Below are 17,963 nucleotides of genomic sequence, written 5' to 3'. Positions count from 1 at the left end.
TCTGACCAATGGCGCCGGAAGCGCGCGGCGATTGATAACATGGCCACGGCACTCACCCGGCGGGGCATCAGATCTTGATAATCTCGATCAGGTCGTTCTTGCGGCGGGGACCATCGCTGATCGGGCGGATGGCCAGACAGTCGGCGTCGGCCAGCACTGTCAATAAAGCGCTATCCTGCCGGTCAAACACGGCGACGCCGCCGGCCGTCAGGCGCGCACGCATATAGTGTTCGCGCGGGCCGTTGGGGCCAATGTCATGCGCCAAGGGGGCGAGCTGACGGGGGGGGGCGGCGTGACCCAGGCCCAACATGGCGCGGATGACAGGCACAAGAAAAACATGGCCGCAGACCATGGCCGATACCGGGTTTCCCGGCAGGCCAATCATCATTGCATCCCCCATGCGCCCCGCCATCAGCGGTTTGCCTGGGCGCATGGCGATTTTGTAAAACGCCCGTTCCATCCCCTGCGCCTGTGCCACGTCGCCGACCAGATCATGATCGCCCACCGACGCACCACCGATCGTCAGGATCAGATCTGCACCTTTCGCCAAATCAAAGGCCAGTTCCAGTGCAGGCACTGTATCACGTGCGATCGGCAAAAGGCGGGTTTGCGCGCCAATTCCCTGCAGCAATGCCGCCAATCCAAAGCTGTTCGAGGCAATGATCTGATCCGGGCCAGGGGATTCGCCCGGTTGCACCAGTTCGTCGCCAGTGGCGATGATGGCGACGATGGGTTGGCGCGTCACCGGCACCGCTGCGATGTTCATGGCCGCCAGCAGGGCAATGTCAGATGGTGACAGCAAGCGTGGTGCGCGGATAGTATCGCCATGGTGGAAATCGGCTCCGGCCGGTCGGACGTGCGACTTGGTTTCCAATTTGTCGCCAAGGGTTATGGTATCGCCGGTGCGGGTCACGTCCTCTTGAATGATCACGCGGTCGGTGCCTGCGGGAAGGGGGGCGCCGGTAAAGATACGCACGGACTGTCCCGTGCCCACAGTGCCGGCAAACCTGTGCCCGGCGGCGGCTTCACCGATGACGGTCAAACGTGCGCCCGGGGCTGCGTCGGTGGTTGACACGGCATAACCGTCCATGGCCGAAGCCGCAAAAGGCGGCTGATCGCGCCGCGCGGTCACATCCTGCGCCAGCACCCGGCCACTGGCCTGCGCCAGCGGCACCTCTTGCATGGGCAGCGGGGCGGCAAGCGCAAACAGCTGATCAAGGGCTTGTGCGACAGTAATCATGGGTTTTCAAACCGGCCCGATTTGCCACCGTCTTTCAATGTCAGGCGGATACCGCCGATTTCCATGTCTTTTTGCACTGCCTTGACCATATCATAAACTGTCAAGGCGGCGGTGCTGACGGCGGTCAGCGCCTCCATTTCCACGCCGGTCTGGCCGCCGGTTTTCACTGTGGCGGTGATGCGGATGCCGGGCAAGACGTCATCAGCCACCAGGTCCAGCGCGACCTTGGTGATCGGCAAAGGGTGGCACAGCGGGATCAGCTCGGCGGTTTTCTTGGCGCCCATGATCCCTGCGACCCGCGCGATCCCCAGCACATCGCCCTTGCCGGCGCGGCCTTGTGTGATCAGGGCCAGTGTTTGTGCTGTCATGCGGATAAACCCTTCGGCCACGGCGATGCGCGCGGTGACGGGTTTTTCTGACACGTCAACCATATGCGCCTGCCCGCGGCTGTCAAAATGCGTCAGATCGGCCATTACATGCCCCCCATAGATGGATGGGCCAAAAGTCTGCGCGTTGCGCCGGCAACATCCTGTTGCCGCATCAGGCTTTCGCCGATCAGGAAACAGCGCGCGCCATAACGCGCCATATCGGCCAGATCTTCGGGCGTATTCAGCCCGCTTTCGCTAATGATCAAACGGTCGGCCGGAACAAGTTTTGACAGGGTGCGCGTCGTATCCAGTGATGTTTCAAAGGTTTTCAGGTTGCGGTTGTTGATCCCCATCAGCGGTGATTTCAACGCTGTCGCGCGTTCCAGTTCAACCGCGTCATGCACTTCAATCAGCACATCCATGTTCCAATGAATTGCCGCTTGCTCCAATTCTTGCGCCTGTGCATCGCTGACCGAGGCCATGATGATCAAGATGCAATCAGCATGCAGCGCGCGGGCTTCAGCCACCTGATAGGTGTCATACATGAAATCCTTGCGCAGGGCGGGCAGGCTACAGGCGCTGCGCGCGGCGGTCAGATAGCTGTCAGCACCCTGAAAACTGGGGATGTCGGTCAGCACCGACAGGCATGTCGCGCCGCCGTCTTCATAGGCATTGGCCAAGGCGGGCGGGTCGAAATCGGCGCGGATCAACCCTTTGGACGGGCTGGCCTTTTTGATTTCGGCAATCAGCCCGTAACCCTGCCGCGCAGCCTCGGCCAGACGGTCAGCGAAGCCGCGCACGGGGGGCGCTGCCTGGGCGCGGGCCTCCACCTCTGACAGAGAAACCTCTTGCTTGCGGGCAGCGACCTCTTCCAGTTTGTATTTCTTGATCTTGTTGAGAATATCCATCAGGGGTCCGCCCAGTTTATTGGCTTTTCGCCGTGATCAATAAGCCACTGGTTGACCTTTGAAAATGGGCGCGATCCGAAAAAACCCCGATAGCAGGACAGTGGTGACGGATGGGCCGCGGTCAGCACGAGATTGTCCGGCCCGATCTTGCGGGCATAGGCCCGTGCCGGTCCGCCCCAAAGCAGATAGGCGCGGGGCCGGTCTGCAAGCTGGTCAAGCACCTGATCAACAAGGCGCGTCCAGCCGATCCGGGCATGTCCCTTTGGCTGTCCCGGTGGCACGCTCAACGCGGTATTCAGCAACAGCACCCCCTGATCGGCCCAGTCATGCAGGGCGGTATGGGTGCGCAGGGTGCCAATATCTGCCTCCAGTTCTTTGAATATATTACCAAGACTGTCCAGTTTGCCGCCAAAATCGTCCGGGATCGAAAAAGCCAAACCGTCGGCCTTGCCCAGCGTGTGATAGGGGTCTTGGCCGATGATCACGACAGTGGTGTCATCCGGCTGGCAGCGTTCAAGCGCGGCAAATGTCAGGTGGGGCGGCGGCAGGATGTCGTTATCCAGCTGTGCTTCAAGTGTCGGCAGATCATCTGTAAAAAACGGCAGCGCGGCCCAGCCGCCAAGACGCGCAAGATCGAACATCAGGCGGCGGAGGTGACGCGCACCAGCGTCGCAACCGCCTGTTTCGCGCGGCCAGAGTCGATGCTGTCACGCGCCAGCGCCACACCTTCGCGCAGATCGGCGGCCTTGCCAGCCACCAGAAGTGCCGCCGCCGCATTCAGCAACACCGCGTCGCGGAACGCGCCTGTTGCGCCAGCCAGTAGCGCGCGGAAAGCGGCGGCGTTTTCTTCGGGCGTGCCGCCGACGATTTCGGCAAAGTCATGCACCGGCAGACCCGCATCTTTTGGCGTAATCTCGAATTCTGTCACAGCGCCGTCTTTCAGTTCGGCCACCCACGACAGGCCGGTGATTGTCAGCTCGTCGGTGCCATCCGATCCGTGGACCAACCATGCGGCCTCGGACCCAAGTGCGTGCAGCGTGTCCGCCATTGGCCGGATCAGATCACGGCTGAACGCGCCGGTCAGTTGTCGTTTGACACCGGCAGGGTTTGTGAGTGGGCCAAGGATGTTGAAGATCGTGCGCGTGCCAAGTTCTGTGCGCGTCGGCATCACGTGTTTCATCGCAGGGTGGTGCATTGGTGCCATCATAAAACCGATCCCGGCCTCGGCCAAAGCGCGTTCCACGACTTTTGGACCGACCATCACGTTGATCCCCATCTGCCCTTGCACGTCAGCCGTGCCGGATTTCGATGACAGGTTGCGGTTGCCGTGTTTGGCGACGGGCACACCGGCCCCCGCCACCACAAAGGCGGTCGCGGTAGAAATATTCAGCGTGTGTTTGCCATCTCCGCCGGTGCCGACGATATCCATCGCGCCTGTGGGGGCATTTACGGGCACGCATTTCGCCCGCATCACGGTGGCGGCGGCGGCGTATTCGTCTACGGTTTCACCGCGCGTGCGCAAGGCCATCAGCAGGCCGCCGATCTGCGATGGCGTTGCGTCGCCCTCAAAAAGGATTTCAAACGCCGCTTTGGCTTGTGCGCTGGTCAGTGGCCCTTCGGCGGCAGCTTGTATCAGAGGCTTGATCGCGTCACTCATGCGGCACCTATATCAGTTAGTCGGTTCAGGTGGCATCCTATTGCCATTGTCCGGGCGATTTCCAGTGCATAATGGCGCAGCGCATAGGGGGCCTGTGCCGCTTCAAGCCGGATTGAGAACGCTTGGGAATTCTTGCACCTTTTGAAAAAAGGGGTGCCGCAGCGGGGCAGGGGCCGGTATACCCCAAAGGCACAATCGGGTTGTGCAGCCGCACGTGGCGTGGTGGAACCGGAACAAGCAATACGAAAGGTGTGCAGATGCGCCCAACACTATCAGGTGCAGTATGGGGGCTGGTCTTGGGAACGGCCGGGCTTGGCTTTGTTTCCTTGATGAATCCGCTGCCAAAGCCCGCCAATCAACCGCAAAGCCCGCAAGCCGCCGAAAAACCGGCCGCATCACAGTCGGCATCATCGCCCGCGCCGACAGTGATCACGCAAGCCCCGGCCGAAGCACTGCCATCCCCGGTGTCGGAACCGGTGCAAGACAGTGCGCCCATTGCACCTGTTCAAGACACCGCGCCGCCAGCGGCGCCGGTCGCCGCGCCGATTGCTGGCGCAGGGCAAACCGATCTGATCCCGCAATACGGGGGGGGGACGGATGCACAGCCCGCAGTGATAGCTGCCACGCCAGCCCAGCCTGCCCCCCCCGTTCCCGAGGCGGCGCCAGCGCCCGTGCGTCCCGCAGCGGTGGATTTGCCCGACATTTCCGCAACGGTCACCGATGACCGTATTGCAGATGCAGACACAATCACCCCCGTTGCCCCCAGCGTGCCGGAACCTGATGTGACCGCCCCCCCCCCGAGCCGCAGGCCGATGCCCCGATCGCAACACAGCCTGCCGAACCTGCGCTGCCTCGTATTGTCACAGGCGTTCGGGTCAACCGCCCTGAGACTGCACCTACACAATCCGACAATGGTGTTTCCGCACCGCCGGTGACGCAAGAAGATGATGTAGACAGCCCCGCCTTGATCCGGTTTGCTGCCGCTTTTGAAAATCCTGCCGGTTGGCCATTGATCGGCGTTGTTTTACTTGATGATGGCACGTTTGATGCGCCCGCTGCCATGCTGGCGGAACTGTCGTTGCCCCTGACCGTCATCCTTGATCCGGCCATGCCTGACGCGCGTTCGCGCATGCAGGCCTATCGCGCGGCTGGCGCTGAAACCGGCTTGCAGACGGTTTTGCCGCAGGGCGCACGCGCGCAGGATGTTGAAATCACGCTCGAAGCTGCGCTTTCGACGCTGCCTGAAGCTTTGGTTTTGTTTTCAGGGGCGGATGACGCGATGCAAAACGACCGTATTATCTACGATCAGATGATTACGGCGCTGGCGGACAAGGGCGTTGGGCTGATCACGATCACCCGCGGGCTAAACCCGGTGGCACGCAACGCCACCGAAGCCGGGGTGCCCACGGCAATGGTGCTGCGGGATTTGGCGGGGATGGACGATGCCGCAATGCGCCGGTCGCTTGATCAGGCCGCGCTCAGAGCACGTCAGGGCGTGGATGTGGTGATTTCGGCACCGCTGACGGCAGATGTTTTGGTCATGCTGGCCCAATGGTCAAATAGCGCGCGGGTCGCGGTTGCGCCTGCCTCTGCCATTCTGTCCGGTGACTAGCAGCAGGGCAGGCGCACAAACCTTACTGGAACTGCGCGTTCACCGCGTTGACCGTCGTCTGGTCGATCGTTACGGTCGTCTGCCGCCGCAAGGCATCGGCATAGTGTTCAAAGACATCCTGCGCGATACCGGCCGCCGCGTTGGCGGCCAGTTGAGCGCGCTGTGCCACGATTGTGGGATCATCGGGGTCGGGTTCCGAAATATCGTCCAGCCGGACGATGACCGCATGATCCCCGGCATCGACGACAGCGACTTCACCTACTGACATGGCAAAAATGCGTTCGTTAAAGCCTGAAGGTGTGCCCGCTACAAAGCTGCGCCTCGTCATATTCTGTTCCTGACGGGCGTCCAGATCAAGCGTTTCAAACCCTGTCAACGGTCGGATCATGGCGGCGATGTCGGCTGCCTGAGCCATGACAGCCTGTTGACGGGCGGCAGCGCGCCAGCTTGCAATGACATCATCGCGCACATCTGCAAATGGTTGCAGTGTCGGCGGGGTTATACCGTCAAGCCGCAGGGCGAATATTCCGCCGTCATCAAGGCCGATCACCTCGGGAAAGGCGCTGTCCTGCACGCTGGCTGCGGCATCGCGAAAGGCGTCATAGGCCGCGATGCCCTCGGCCGTTTGGGGTGTCCAGTTGAGTGTGCCCAAAACCATATCAGTGCGCGCTGCGACATCTTCAAGCGAGGCACCACCGGCCAGCAGGTCGGTGATCATATCCATGCGGGAGTTGATCACCTCGCGTGCCGCATCGGCTGCCAGTTCATCACGCAGTTCTGCTGTCGCGTCTTGCAGTGACGTTTCCTGCGCGGCCAGAATGGCATTCACCCGGAACAGGGCAGGCCCCAATGATGTATTAAGCGGCCCGACAACATCACCAGGTGCGGCGTTGAACACGGCGTCACCCGCGCCACGCAGGGCGGTTTCGTCAACATCGCCAAGGTCGACATCCGCGAGGGCCAGCCCCCGTTCGGCCACAAGGTCTTCAAAGCTGACCTGCCCCGCGTCAAGCCGTGCGCGCGCGTCATCGGCGCGCGCTTGATCCACGTAAACCAACCGTTCGACCAAACGCCTTTCGGGCTTTATGAAATCGGCGCTGCGGCTTTCATAAAGCTGGGCGATGGCGACATCCGGCACGTCCATCGCGTCTTGCAGCATATCAGGTGTCAGCCAGACATACGTTATGTCGCGGGTTTCAGGCGATGTGAATGCCGCAGGGTTTTCGTCGTAAAACGCTTGCTGATCGGCTTCGGTCGGGCCGGGCAGCGGGATTGTCAGATCATCGGCAGTGATGCTGGCCCATGTGATACTGCGCTGTTCGCCAATATATTTCACCAATGTGGCCGCATATGCCTGTGCATCCGGGATGCCGCTGACCACAGCAGCCTGCAACAGCGATCTTGCGATATCTTCGCGCAAGCCGTTTTCAAATTCGGTTTCGTTCATACCCATCTGTTGCAGCGTAAACCGATAGCTTTCGCGGTTGAACCCGCCTGCACCTTGAAATTGCGGGATATTGCGCAATTGTTCCAGCACTTGTGCATCGCCGACAGACAGGCCGCGTTGGCCCGCTTCATTGTCTAATGTACGGGTCAGGATCAGTTGATTCAACGCCGTCTGGTCAAGACCAAAGGCGCGGGCCTGCTGAAATGAAATCGCACTGCCGAATTGGGCTTGCAACGCACGGATCTGGTCATTCAGCGCGCGTTGATAGGCCTGAACGGTGACGTCCTTGTTCCCGACCTTGCCAATGTTGCGGATATTCCCCGAAAGCCCGCCCGCGCCAAAGCCTGCCAGCCCCACCAACAAAAGAATGATGATGATCCACGCGCCGTATCTGTTTTTCTTTTTCTCAGCCATGTGTCGATGAAGCCCTGTTTGTGTCATTCGCCCCCAGCAGCGGAACTGTGGCATGAATACGGGGGCGCGTCACTTGGTGCAAGGGTTACAGTTGCAGCTTTGCCAGCCTGTCGAACAAAACGGAAATCCCCGTTGCGTCGATATTGGCAAAGGCGATGCGCAACTGGGTGTCGCCCCCCGGCACATCATCCGGCATGAACATCGTGCCGGGCAGCAAAAGAATGCCGGATTCGTGCACGAGGCGCGGCGCCAGATCAGCTGAACTGAGTGCAAAAGGATGTTGCACATAAGCAAAATAAGCCCCGCATCCCAGCAGCTTCCAGCCCTGCGCGGCCAGTTTGGGAAAGTTGTCTGCTATGGCCGCCCGACGCGCCAAAATCTCTAACCTTTCACCGGCAAGCCAATTGCCAAGGTGTTGCATCCCCCACAAAGCTGCCTTTTGCCCAAGCTGGTTGGGACAGATCGTAACGGCATCCAGGAATTTTTCCATCTCGGCCAAAAGGGTCGGGTTGGCGATCACGGCGCCGACCCGGTGCCCGGTCAGGCGATATGCTTTGGAAAAGGAATAAAGCTGGATCAGCGTTTCGTCCCAATCGGGGGCGGTGAACAGGGCATGTGGCGCGTCGCTGCGGCTGTCAAAGTCGCGGTAGGTTTCATCGACAATTAACGCGATCCCATGTGCCCGCGCCAGATCGGCAAAGTCGCGCAGGGTGGCCGCAGGATATTCAACGCCGCAAGGGTTGTTGGGGCTGACCAATGCAATGGCACGGGTGCGGGGCGTGATCAATGCGGCGGCATCTTGCGCGCGCGGCACCATGTCTGGCCCCACGCCCAAGGCGACTGTCCGCACACCCACCATATCCAGCCACATGCGGTGGTTGAAATAATAAGGCACGGGCAGGATCACCTCGTCATCTTGGGCGCAAAGCGCGGCAATTGCCGCGGCAAAGGCCTGATTGCAGCCCGATGTGATGGCCACCTGATCCGGCGCGACTGTCCCGCCGTAAGAGGCTGTCCATTGGCGCGCGACTTCGGCACGCAGGGCCGGCATGCCCAGAACCGGACCGTATAGATGCACACTTGGGTCCGTGCGAATGATATCCGCCATCGCATCGCAAAGTGCGGGGGGAGGCGGATCAACGGGTGCCGCCTGACTAACGTTCAAAAGCGGCCTGTCTGCGGGATGCACCACGCCATCCAGCCACCGGCGGGCCTCCATCACAGGGGGGGCAAATGTCATGGCAGTGTGCGAGCGGCTCATCGCGTTTTCCAAAGGCGCGGCTGCGCCGCATTTTATTATTGCGTGCTTTCGGCGGGGATATATCTGCGCGGAAGACGCCGGGGTGTTGCCCGCTGTGCGGATGTCATTGGCTTAATCTTTGCCACGATAAGGTTCGACGTATTGCAGGGCCATGTCCCATGGGAAGAAGATCCATGTATCCTGGCTGACTTCGGTAATGAAAGTATCGACCTGTGCGCGCCCTTTCGGTTTGGCATAAACGGTGGCGAAATGTGCCTTGGGGTATTTTGCACGCACCAGTTCCAGCGTTTTGCCACTGTCCACCAGGTCATCAATGATCAGGATGCCGGTGCCGTCACCCATCAGGGTGGCATCGGGGGATTTCAGGATTTTCGCCGCGGATTGATCCTGGTGATCGTAACTTTTGACGCTGATTGTATCGACAGTGCGGATGTCAAGTTCGCGGGCGGCAATCATGGCCGGGGCCATGCCGCCACGCGTGATGGCGACAACTGCGCGCCAACCGCCATTGTCCGGCCCCATACCATCAAGCCGCCAAGCGAGCGCGCGACTGTCGCGGTGGATCTGGTCCCAACTGATATGGAACCCTTTTTCATGTGGCAAACGGTCGGTCATGTCTGCAATCCTATTCCTTGGTGATGTCAGGCGCATCGACGGCCTTCATGCCCACGACATGATAGCCAGCATCCACATGCAACACCTCGCCCGTAACGGCACTGCCCAGATCAGAGAGCAGGTATAGCGCGGATTTGCCGACCTCCTCTTGTGTGACGGTGCGGCGCAAAGGAGAGTTGTATTCATTCCACTTCATGATGAGCCGGAAATCGCCGATACCGGAGGCGGCCAACGTCTTGATCGTGCCGGCGCTGATCGCATTCACGCGGATGTTGTCCTTGCCCAGGTCTTCGGCCAGATAGCGCACCGAGGCTTCCAACGCGGCCTTCGCAACACCCATGACGTTATAATGTGGCATGACTTTTTCTGCCCCATAATAGGTGAGTGTCAGGCAGGAACCGCCGTTGGTCATCATCTTTTCCGCCCGTTTTACGACGGCGGTGAACGAATATACCGAGATATCCATCGACATGATGAAATTATTGCGGCTTGTATCCACATAACGGCCGCGCAATTCGTTTTTGTCCGAAAAACCAATAGCGTGAACGATGAAATCCATTGTTCCCCAATGTTTTTCAAGCGATGCAAACAGGTTGTCCATCGATGTTTCATCACCGACATCGCAGGGCAATACGATGTCAGACCCGACCGAGGCCGCCAGCGGGGCCACGCGTTTTTTCAACGCTTCGCCCTGATAGGAAAAGGCCAGTTCCGCGCCGGCGTCTGCACATGCTTTTGCAATGCCCCAGGCGATGGATTTGTCGTTCGCGAGCCCCATGATCAAGCCGCGTTTACCCTGCATCAGCTGTGATGTCATTGCTGTAACCTTCATCGAAATGTGATCGCCCGATTATCGTTTAGGCGATTGCCTGCGCAACGGCAAGCTGTTGGCGAAATAAGGTAAATAGGTTGCCATAACGGACATTTGATCTTACCAACTAACAAACGGGTGTGTTGGGGAGTATGCGATGTCGGATCGCGACGGGATTTTTGCAGGGGATGATCCGTTTGTCATTGCGCGCGACTGGCTTTGTGCCGCGGAAATGTCAGAACCGAATGACCCCAATGCCATTGCACTTGCGACGGTTGATCCGGCAGGCTTGCCGAATGTGCGCATGGTCCTGTTGAAAGAAATCGAACCCGCAGCTTTTGTATTTTACACGAACTACGAAAGTCAGAAGGGCAAGGAGATCGCCCAATCGGGAAAGGCCGCTTTTGTTTTGCATTGGAAATCCCTGGCGCGGCAAATTCGTGTGCGCGGTGCGGTCAGCAAGGAAGACGGGCCCGTCGCGGATGCCTATTATCAGTCGCGGGCCTTGCGCAGCCGTTTGGGTGCCTGGGCTTCGGCGCAATCGCAACCGCTTGCGTCGCGTGCGGCGTTGATGGCCAAAGTGGCCAAGGTTACACTGCAAAAAGGGACGATGCCGGCCCGGCCGCCTTTCTGGGGCGGATTTCGCATTGTGCCAACAGAAATCGAGTTTTGGGCAGATGGAGAGTTTCGATTGCATGACCGGTTTTTATGGTCACGTGAATCTGGTGAAGAGCCGTGGCATGTGCAACGGCTTAGCCCCTGAGCATCCAACTGCCAAAAGTGTTGTGTCCAGTGACAGAAGTTGCAGAACGATCGAATATAAGAACAAAAATGTTACAGCCGGGCGCATCACGGGAACAAGGATGCGATCCAGAGGAAGACGGGATGAATACGCAAGACACCGATAGCCAGCGTCAGGTCACTGGTCAGGTGAAATGGTTTGATCCAGCGAAAGGATTCGGTTTCGTGGTTGCGGATCGCGGTGGCCCCGATATCTTGTTGCACGCGAATGTGCTGCGTAATTTCGGGCAGGGGTCCGTTGTCGACGGGTCTTCGATCGAACTTTTGGTCCAGGACACACAGCGTGGTTTGCAGGCGACGCAGGTCTTGGCCATTACCCCCCCCAGAACGGAAACGACGATGCCGCTACGCGACATGGTCGAGTTTACCGACGATGATATCGTCAATTGCCCGATCGAACCGGCCCGCGTCAAATGGTTCGACAAGGCCAAAGGTTTTGGTTTTGCGAATGTTTTTGGCAGTGCCGATGATGTGTTTATCCACGTCGAGGTGCTGCGCCGTTCAGGCCTTTCGGATTTGCAATCGGGCGAGGCGATTGGCTTGCGCATGGTGGACGGTGAACGCGGCCGCATGGCAATTGATGTTGTCGGTTGGGAGGCTGCCGCAAAGTGAGGGCGATTTTCATTGCGGCGGCGCTTGCGGCCTTTGCGCAACCGCTTTGGGCCGTTTGCGCGGATGACAAGGTCACCGTGTCGGGTGACTGGGGCCGCGCCAATTTTACCGTAGAAGTTGCCGATACCCCCAGCACACGTGCCCAAGGGCTGATGTTTGTCGCACATATGCCGACGCTTGCAGGGATGCTGTTTATCTATGAAGAACCGCAAAGCGTGTCCTTCTGGATGAAAAATACGCTTATTCCTTTGGATATGCTGTTCGTCAGCCCGCAAGGCGAGGTTTTGGCGCTTCATGAAAATGCGGTTCCGGGTGATCTGACACCGATTCCCGGCGGGGATGGTGTGCAGATGGTGCTGGAAATCAACGGCGGATTGGCCGCACGTCTGGGAATCGCTGTAGGCGATGTTTTGCAGCATCCAAGGTTTGGCCCTGATGCTATTTTGCCTTGTGGCGAAAAGACTGACAGTTAGGGCTTTTCAAATCGTTTCTTGGGGTCTAAAGACATCCTCGGTTCGGGGCGTAGCGCAGTCTGGTAGCGCATCTGTTTTGGGAACAGAGGGTCGGGAGTTCGAATCTCTCCGCCCCGACCAAGTAACAACGCAAAACATGCGTTGTGCAAAACACACTTCATCATTTGTGCATTTCTTGCGGCGCCTTCGTATGATTCGGTTGGGTTCTTGGCCTGCCGCAGCAAAGCCGACTGTGGTCGCCCGCAGATAAAGCGTTGTTAACATTCCTTAAGACGACGCGCCTGCGGGTATGTGTGCTAAGACCATGGCAAAGCTTTCCGCGCTAAGCCCGCCGATTGTAACAGTTTCTGGTCATGCCGTTTCGCAGGTGCCTGTGGATAAAACGGTGGGTGAATCGATCACCCATTGGCTGGCCGCGCCACTGGTGACACGTCAACCGAATTAATCTGCATTTTGTGTTAAATTTCCATTGACCCACTAGGGCTGGTTGCGTCAATTTGTGCGAGCCGGATCGGAAACCACTAGATGTGGTGTTGGGTCTGGGGGTGACATCAAAATCGCAGTGCGGACCTGACAGTAGCGTAGTGCGTTGCGTCATCCCCTTCTTTGATGATTACAAGGCCCCTCGTGGACCTTCGGCATGAAAATGGGACACCACCGCATTGTGACGGTAAAAATCAAGTTTTGTGCCACAACGATGGCACGATGAAACAAGGGCAGACGCTATGAAAATAGAACGGAATTTCACGACCGCTGGCAAAGATGCCTATGCAGCGCTTGCGTTCAAGACGACGACGTCCGAGATTCGCAACCCGGATGGGACGATCGTGTTCAAGCTGGACGACTGTGAAATTCCGCAGGGCTGGAGCCAGGTCGCATCTGATGTGATCGCCCAGAAATATTTCCGCAAGGCGGGCGTGCCATCGGCCACCAAGAAGGTCAAGGAAAAGGGCGTGCCGGAATTTCTGTGGCGGTCTGTGCCAGCCAAGGATGCGACATTCGGTGGTGAAACCAGCGCCAAGCAGGTGTTTGATCGTCTGGCCGGTGCCTGGGCCTATTGGGGCTGGAAGGGCGGCTATTTCACGACCCAGGAAGACGCGCGCACCTATTTCGATGAAATGCGCTATATGCTGGCCACGCAGCGTGCTGCCCCCAACAGCCCGCAGTGGTTCAACACCGGGCTGCATTGGGCTTATGGCATCGACGGCCCGGCGCAGGGGCATTATTATGTTGATTACCAGACGGGCGCGCTGACGAAATCCACATCTTCTTACGAACACCCCCAGCCGCATGCCTGCTTTATCCAGTCGGTGCAGGATGATCTGGTGAACGAAGGCGGCATCATGGACCTGTGGGTGCGTGAAGCGCGGCTGTTCAAATACGGCTCTGGGACCGGCACGAACTTTTCATCCTTGCGCGGCGAGGGCGAAAAACTGTCAGGCGGTGGCAAATCATCCGGCCTGATGGGTTTCCTGAAAATCGGTGACCGCGCCGCAGGTGCGATCAAATCCGGCGGCACCACGCGCCGCGCGGCCAAGATGGTGATCGTCGACGCCGACCACCCCGATATCGAGGAATTCATCAACTGGAAGGTGATCGAGGAGCAAAAGGTGGCGTCCATCGTCGCCGGTTCCAAGATGCACGCCCGTTACCTGAACGCGATCTTTGCCGCGATCAAATCATGGGACGGTGATTCTGTTGCCGCCTATGACCCCAAGACAAACGACACGCTGGCCGCAGCCGTCAAGGATGCAAAACGTTCCGCCATTCCAGAGACTTACATCAAGCGTGTGCTGGACTACGCCAAGCAGGGTTTCGACTGCATCGAATTCCCCACCTATGACACCGACTGGGATTCAGAGGCCTATTCTTCCGTGTCCGGCCAGAATTCCAACAACTCAATCCGCGTGACCGATGCGTTTCTCAAGGCCGTCGAAAACGATGCGGACTGGAAACTGATCAACCGCAAGAACGGCGAGGTTGCGAAAATCATCAAGGCGCGTGATCTGTGGGAACAGGTGGGCCACGCCGCATGGGCCTGCGCCGATCCGGGCATCCAGTATCACGACACCGTCAACGCATGGCACACCTGCCCCGAAGACGGCGCGATCCGCGGATCGAACCCCTGTTCGGAATATATGTTTCTGGATGACACGGCCTGTAACCTTGCGTCCATGAACCTGCTTACGTTCTACAAGAACGGTGAATTCCAGGTTGAAGATTACATGCACGCCACCCGCCTGTGGACGGTGACGCTGGAAATTTCCGTGATGATGGCGCAATTCCCGTCCAAGGAAATCGCGCAGCGGTCCTATGATTTCCGCACGCTGGGGCTTGGCTATGCCAACATCGGCGGGCTGCTGATGAATATGGGGCTGGGGTATGACAGTGACGAAGGCCGCGCCATGGGCGCCGCCCTGACCGCGATCATGACTGGCGTGTCCTATGCCACATCCGCTGAAATGGCGGGCGAATTGGGCGCATTCCCCGGTTATGCCAAAAACGCCAAGCACATGCTGCGCGTGATCCGCAACCACCGCAATGCGGTCTATGGCAAGGCAGACGGCTATGAAGCCCTGGATGTGAAACCCGTGCCGCTTGACCATGCCAACTGCCCCGATGACCGTCTGGTCAAGCTGGCCGTCGAAAGCTGGGATGAGGCGCTGCGCCTTGGTGAACAGCATGGGTATCGCAACGCACAGGTGTCTGTGATCGCCCCCACCGGCACCATCGGGCTGGTGATGGATTGCGACACCACAGGGATCGAACCTGATTTCGCACTGGTGAAATTCAAGAAACTGGCTGGCGGCGGCTACTTCAAGATCATCAACCAATCGGTGCCGGCGGCATTGGAAAAGCTGGGCTATGGATCGGCGCAGATCGAGGAAATCATCGCCTACGCGGTCGGTCATGGATCAATGGGGCAGGCGCCCGCGATCAACCACACATCGCTGATCGGCCATGGTTTTGGCCAGGCAGAGCTGGACAAGGTCGAAGGTGCGCTGAAATCCGCGTTCGATATCCGGTTCGTGTTCAACCAGTGGACCCTGGGCGAGGATTTCTGCACCAAGACGCTGGGCATCCCCGCGGACAAGCTGAACGATCCCACATTCGACCTGCTGCGCCACCTTGGCTATTCCAAGCAGGATATCGAGGCCGCAAACGATCACGTCTGCGGAACCATGACGCTGGAAGGCGCGCCGTTCCTGTCGGAAGATCACTATCACGTCTTTGACTGCGCCAACCCCTGTGGCAAGAAAGGCAAGCGTTATCTGAGCGTTGACAGCCATATCTACATGATGGCAGCGGCGCAGTCGTTCATCTCGGGCGCGATTTCCAAGACGATCAACATGCCCAACGACGCAACGATCGAGGATTGCCAGAAAGCCTACGAACTGTCGTGGTCGCTGGGTGTGAAGGCCAATGCGCTTTACCGTGACGGATCGAAACTGTCGCAGCCGCTGGCATCGGCGCTGGTCGAAGATGACGACGACGCGATGGAGGTGCTGGAAAGCGGCAACCACCACGAAAAAGCCGCCGTGCTGGCCGAAAAGATCGTTGAAAAAATCATCATTCAAGAGGTCCGCAACCGCGAACGCGAAAAGATGCCGCATCGCCGCAAGGGTTACACCCAAAAGGCCATCGTCGGCGGGCACAAGGTTTACCTGCGCACCGGCGAATATGAAAACGGCCAATTGGGCGAAATCTTCATCGACATGCACAAGGAAGGCGCCGGTTTCCGCGCGATGATGAACAATTTCGCCATCGCTGTCAGCGTGGGCCTGCAATACGGTGTCCCGTTGGAGGAATTCGTCGATGCCTTCACCTTCACCAAGTTCGAACCGGCAGGCATGGTGCAGGGCAACGACAGCATCAAGAACGCAACCTCGATCCTTGATTACATCTTCCGCGAACTGGCTGTCAGCTATCTGGACCGCACCGATCTGGCCCATGTGAAACCCGAGGGCGCATCGTTCGATGATATCGGTCGGGGCCAAGCGGAAGGCGTGTCCAATATCCGCACACCCAGCGAAAATGCCGCATCACGGTCGCTTGAAGTTCTAAAGCAGATTTCATCGACCGGGTATCTGCGCAAACGGATGCCGCAAGATCTGATCGTGCTGCAAGGCGGAATGGGGAATGCATCCTTTGCAGGTGGCGCGCAGGCGGTCAGCACTGTGCAGACGACGACGGCCATCAGCACCGGCACCATCAGCCTGAGCGCACGCGACAAGGCCAAGATGCAAGGTTATGAGGGCGACCCCTGTGGCGAATGCGGCAACTACACGCTGGTGCGGAACGGGACCTGTATGAAGTGCAACACCTGCGGCGGGACAAGCGGGTGTAGCTGATTATTTTGCGAAATTTCTCCATCGCTGAAAAAGAATCCGGGGCGGGTGCGCTCGCCCTTGGCGCGGATCGGGCCGCAGGCAAAAACCGGGCGGTAGATAAAGAGTGAGCCTGATCAGCGAAACTATGGGGCCCCTTCGGGGGCCCCTTTTTTCATCCGCGGGGAATATCGAACCCCGGTGCGGCCAGCGTAAAGCCGGAAAAATCAAACCCCGGCGACACGGTGCAGCCCACCAGCGTCCAGTCGCCCGTGGTGCGCGCGGCCTGCCAGTGCTGTTCCGGCACGATCAGTTGCGGTGATTGCGCTGCCGCCAGATCGGGGCCAAGCGTCAGGTCTTGCGCCGGTCCCGCATCATCGGCGGCCAGTGACAGGGTCAGCGGCGCGCCTGCGTAATAGTGCCAGATTTCCACCGCATCGACGCGGTGCCAATGGCTGGATTGCCCGGCCTTCAGCAGAAAATAGATACAGGTGCCAGTCGGGCGGCCGTCATTTTCGGCCACCCATGTCTGGCGATAGAATCCGCCCTCGGGGTGGGGGGCAAGGTTCAGGTGGGCGATGATGTCGTCGGCGGTCACTTCAAAATCGACCGCCCGGCATACAGGGCTGTTTCACCCAGCATTTCCTCGATCCGGATCAGCTGGTTGTATTTCGCCAAACGGTCAGAGCGCGACAGCGAACCGGTCTTGATCTGGCCGCAGTTCGTGGCGACGGCAAGGTCGGCGATGGTCGCGTCCTCAGTTTCGCCCGACCGGTGCGACATCACGTTGGTGTAACGCGCGCGGTGCGCCATATCGACCGCTTGCAGGGTTTCGGTCAGCGTGCCGATCTGATTGACCTTGACCAGCATTGAATTGGCGCAACCGCGCGTAATGCCGTCAGCCAGACGTGCGGGGTTGGTCACGAACAGGTCATCCCCGACCAGTTGCACCTTGTCCCCGATCAGGTCAGTCAGGATTTTCCAGCCTTCCCAATCATCCTCGGACATGCCGTCTTCGATGCTGATGATGGGATAATCAGCGACCAGTTGCGCCAGATATTCGGCGTTTTGCTGGCTGCTGAGCGATACACCTTCGCCGTCCATTTCGTATTTGCCGTTCTCGTAATATTCGGTCGCCGCACAATCCAGCGCCAGATAGATATCCTGCCCCGGCACATAGCCTGCCTTGGTGATCGACGTCATGATGAAATCAAGTGCGGCCCGCGTGGACCCGATGTTGGGGGCAAAGCCGCCTTCGTCACCGATGCCGGTGTTGTGGCCTGCGGCACTCAATTCCTTTTTCAGGGTGTGAAACACCTCTGACCCCATGCGCACGGCCTCGCGGATGTTCGCGGCCGACACCGGCATGATCATGAATTCCTGAATGTCGATCGGGTTGTCGGCATGTTCGCCGCC

The 17,963-nt window shown here is 58.9% G+C and carries 16 protein-coding genes, 1 tRNA gene and 1 pseudogene; 7 read left to right on the top strand and 11 right to left on the bottom strand.

The window, feature by feature from the left end; translation table 11 throughout:
* Positions 1-67: 67 nt before the first annotated feature.
* From glp to trpD, 5 genes are read right to left on the bottom strand one after another with little or no spacing between them, the layout of a single operon-like run.
* Entirely contained in the window at positions 68-1,240 is a 1,173-nt protein-coding gene (gene glp, locus IBX59_RS06685) for a gephyrin-like molybdotransferase Glp (RefSeq protein WP_296373715.1), read from the bottom strand.
* Positions 1,237-1,713: a cyclic pyranopterin monophosphate synthase MoaC gene (gene moaC / locus IBX59_RS06680; protein ID WP_296373713.1), complete on the bottom strand. Its 477-nt coding sequence runs from the start codon at positions 1,711-1,713 to the stop codon at positions 1,237-1,239. Before moaC ends, glp begins: the two co-directional genes overlap by 4 nt.
* Positions 1,713-2,516, bottom strand: coding sequence for an indole-3-glycerol phosphate synthase TrpC (gene trpC / locus IBX59_RS06675; protein WP_296373711.1), 804 nt, complete (start codon positions 2,514-2,516; stop codon positions 1,713-1,715). The genes moaC and trpC overlap by 1 nt, the downstream gene beginning before the upstream one ends.
* On the bottom strand, positions 2,516-3,157 hold the full coding sequence (locus IBX59_RS06670; protein WP_296373709.1) for a uracil-DNA glycosylase: 642 nt from the start codon (positions 3,155-3,157) through the stop codon (positions 2,516-2,518). The genes trpC and IBX59_RS06670 overlap by 1 nt, the downstream gene beginning before the upstream one ends.
* Positions 3,157-4,173 (bottom strand): anthranilate phosphoribosyltransferase, encoded by a 1,017-nt coding sequence (gene trpD, locus IBX59_RS06665; protein ID WP_296373707.1) that lies wholly within the window; start codon positions 4,171-4,173, stop codon positions 3,157-3,159. Before trpD ends, IBX59_RS06670 begins: the two co-directional genes overlap by 1 nt.
* 257 nt (positions 4,174-4,430) lie before the next feature.
* Here trpD and IBX59_RS06660 point away from each other — a divergent pair, with 257 nt between their 5' ends.
* Both IBX59_RS06660 and IBX59_RS06655 read left to right on the top strand, forming a co-directional pair.
* A complete protein-coding gene (locus IBX59_RS06660) occupies positions 4,431-5,108 on the top strand; it encodes a hypothetical protein (RefSeq protein ID WP_296373705.1) in 678 nt (225 codons plus the stop codon).
* Positions 5,105-5,785 (top strand): divergent polysaccharide deacetylase family protein, encoded by a 681-nt coding sequence (locus tag IBX59_RS06655; RefSeq protein ID WP_296373704.1) that lies wholly within the window; start codon positions 5,105-5,107, stop codon positions 5,783-5,785. Before IBX59_RS06660 ends, IBX59_RS06655 begins: the two co-directional genes overlap by 4 nt.
* 22 nt (positions 5,786-5,807) lie before the next feature.
* On the opposite strand, the gene IBX59_RS06650 is transcribed toward IBX59_RS06655, so the two are convergent.
* The 4 genes from IBX59_RS06650 to fabI all read right to left on the bottom strand — a co-directional run bounded on the left by IBX59_RS06650 (position 5,808) and on the right by fabI (position 10,339).
* Positions 5,808-7,646, bottom strand: coding sequence for a SurA N-terminal domain-containing protein (locus IBX59_RS06650; protein ID WP_296373702.1), 1,839 nt, complete (start codon positions 7,644-7,646; stop codon positions 5,808-5,810).
* An 85-nt stretch (positions 7,647-7,731) separates the two neighbouring features.
* Positions 7,732-8,907 (bottom strand): aminotransferase, encoded by a 1,176-nt coding sequence (locus IBX59_RS06645; RefSeq protein ID WP_296373700.1) that lies wholly within the window; start codon positions 8,905-8,907, stop codon positions 7,732-7,734.
* Between the two features lie 111 nt (positions 8,908-9,018).
* Positions 9,019-9,522: a xanthine phosphoribosyltransferase gene (gpt, locus tag IBX59_RS06640; protein WP_296373697.1), complete on the bottom strand. Its 504-nt coding sequence runs from the start codon at positions 9,520-9,522 to the stop codon at positions 9,019-9,021.
* 10 nt (positions 9,523-9,532) lie between these two features.
* Positions 9,533-10,339 carry an enoyl-ACP reductase FabI gene (gene fabI / locus IBX59_RS06635; protein WP_296373696.1) on the bottom strand — a complete coding sequence of 269 codons (807 nt, stop codon included), beginning with the start codon at positions 10,337-10,339 and terminating at the stop codon, positions 9,533-9,535.
* 151 nt (positions 10,340-10,490) lie between these two features.
* On the opposite strand from fabI, the gene pdxH reads away from it, so the two are divergent.
* The 5 genes from pdxH (at position 10,491) to IBX59_RS06610 (ending at position 16,571) form a co-directional block, all read left to right on the top strand.
* Positions 10,491-11,096 carry a pyridoxamine 5'-phosphate oxidase gene (pdxH, locus tag IBX59_RS06630; RefSeq protein WP_296373694.1) on the top strand — a complete coding sequence of 202 codons (606 nt, stop codon included), beginning with the start codon at positions 10,491-10,493 and terminating at the stop codon, positions 11,094-11,096.
* 122 nt (positions 11,097-11,218) lie between these two features.
* Entirely contained in the window at positions 11,219-11,746 is a 528-nt protein-coding gene (locus IBX59_RS06625; protein ID WP_296373691.1) for a cold-shock protein, read from the top strand.
* Positions 11,743-12,219 (top strand): DUF192 domain-containing protein, encoded by a 477-nt coding sequence (locus IBX59_RS06620; RefSeq protein ID WP_296373689.1) that lies wholly within the window; start codon positions 11,743-11,745, stop codon positions 12,217-12,219. Before IBX59_RS06625 ends, IBX59_RS06620 begins: the two co-directional genes overlap by 4 nt.
* A 43-nt stretch (positions 12,220-12,262) precedes the next feature.
* Positions 12,263-12,339 (top strand) — tRNA-Pro (locus IBX59_RS06615).
* A 605-nt stretch (positions 12,340-12,944) separates the two neighbouring features.
* A complete protein-coding gene (locus IBX59_RS06610; protein WP_296373687.1) occupies positions 12,945-16,571 on the top strand; it encodes a vitamin B12-dependent ribonucleotide reductase in 3,627 nt (1,208 codons plus the stop codon).
* A gap of 151 nt (positions 16,572-16,722) precedes the next feature.
* On the opposite strand, the gene IBX59_RS06605 is transcribed toward IBX59_RS06610, so the two are convergent.
* Positions 16,723-17,145: a cupin domain-containing protein gene (locus IBX59_RS06605; protein ID WP_296373685.1), complete on the bottom strand. Its 423-nt coding sequence runs from the start codon at positions 17,143-17,145 to the stop codon at positions 16,723-16,725.
* Positions 17,142-17,963: pseudogene (gene eno / locus IBX59_RS06600) on the bottom strand (phosphopyruvate hydratase); the annotation flags it as partial. The gene IBX59_RS06605 and the pseudogene eno, both read right to left, overlap by 4 nt.

The organism is Yoonia sp., from assembly GCF_014859355.1.
Taxonomy (GTDB): Bacteria; Pseudomonadota; Alphaproteobacteria; order Rhodobacterales; family Rhodobacteraceae; genus Yoonia.
The sequence above is the reverse complement of the archived record's forward strand: the minus strand, read 5'-3'. Positions and strand labels throughout refer to the sequence as shown.

What these genes read in the sequence shown, in the direction of transcription:
- trpC (WP_296373711.1), bottom strand. Translation starts at nt 2,516, where the DNA reads ATGGATATTCTCAACAAGATCAAGAAATACAAACTGGAAGAGGTCGCT.
- glp (WP_296373715.1), bottom strand. Translation starts at nt 1,240, where the DNA reads ATGATTACTGTCGCACAAGCCCTTGATCAGCTGTTTGCGCTTGCCGCC.
- IBX59_RS06625 (WP_296373691.1), top strand. Translation starts at nt 11,219, where the DNA reads ATGAATACGCAAGACACCGATAGCCAGCGTCAGGTCACTGGTCAGGTG.
- IBX59_RS06660 (WP_296373705.1), top strand. Translation starts at nt 4,431, where the DNA reads ATGCGCCCAACACTATCAGGTGCAGTATGGGGGCTGGTCTTGGGAACG.
- trpD (WP_296373707.1), bottom strand. Translation starts at nt 4,173, where the DNA reads ATGAGTGACGCGATCAAGCCTCTGATACAAGCTGCCGCCGAAGGGCCA.
- IBX59_RS06650 (WP_296373702.1), bottom strand. Translation starts at nt 7,646, where the DNA reads ATGGCTGAGAAAAAGAAAAACAGATACGGCGCGTGGATCATCATCATT.
- moaC (WP_296373713.1), bottom strand. Translation starts at nt 1,713, where the DNA reads ATGGCCGATCTGACGCATTTTGACAGCCGCGGGCAGGCGCATATGGTT.
- pdxH (WP_296373694.1), top strand. Translation starts at nt 10,491, where the DNA reads ATGTCGGATCGCGACGGGATTTTTGCAGGGGATGATCCGTTTGTCATT.
- IBX59_RS06610 (WP_296373687.1), top strand. Translation starts at nt 12,945, where the DNA reads ATGAAAATAGAACGGAATTTCACGACCGCTGGCAAAGATGCCTATGCA.
- IBX59_RS06645 (WP_296373700.1), bottom strand. Translation starts at nt 8,907, where the DNA reads ATGAGCCGCTCGCACACTGCCATGACATTTGCCCCCCCTGTGATGGAG.
- gpt (WP_296373697.1), bottom strand. Translation starts at nt 9,522, where the DNA reads ATGACCGACCGTTTGCCACATGAAAAAGGGTTCCATATCAGTTGGGAC.
- IBX59_RS06670 (WP_296373709.1), bottom strand. Translation starts at nt 3,157, where the DNA reads ATGTTCGATCTTGCGCGTCTTGGCGGCTGGGCCGCGCTGCCGTTTTTT.
- fabI (WP_296373696.1), bottom strand. Translation starts at nt 10,339, where the DNA reads ATGACATCACAGCTGATGCAGGGTAAACGCGGCTTGATCATGGGGCTC.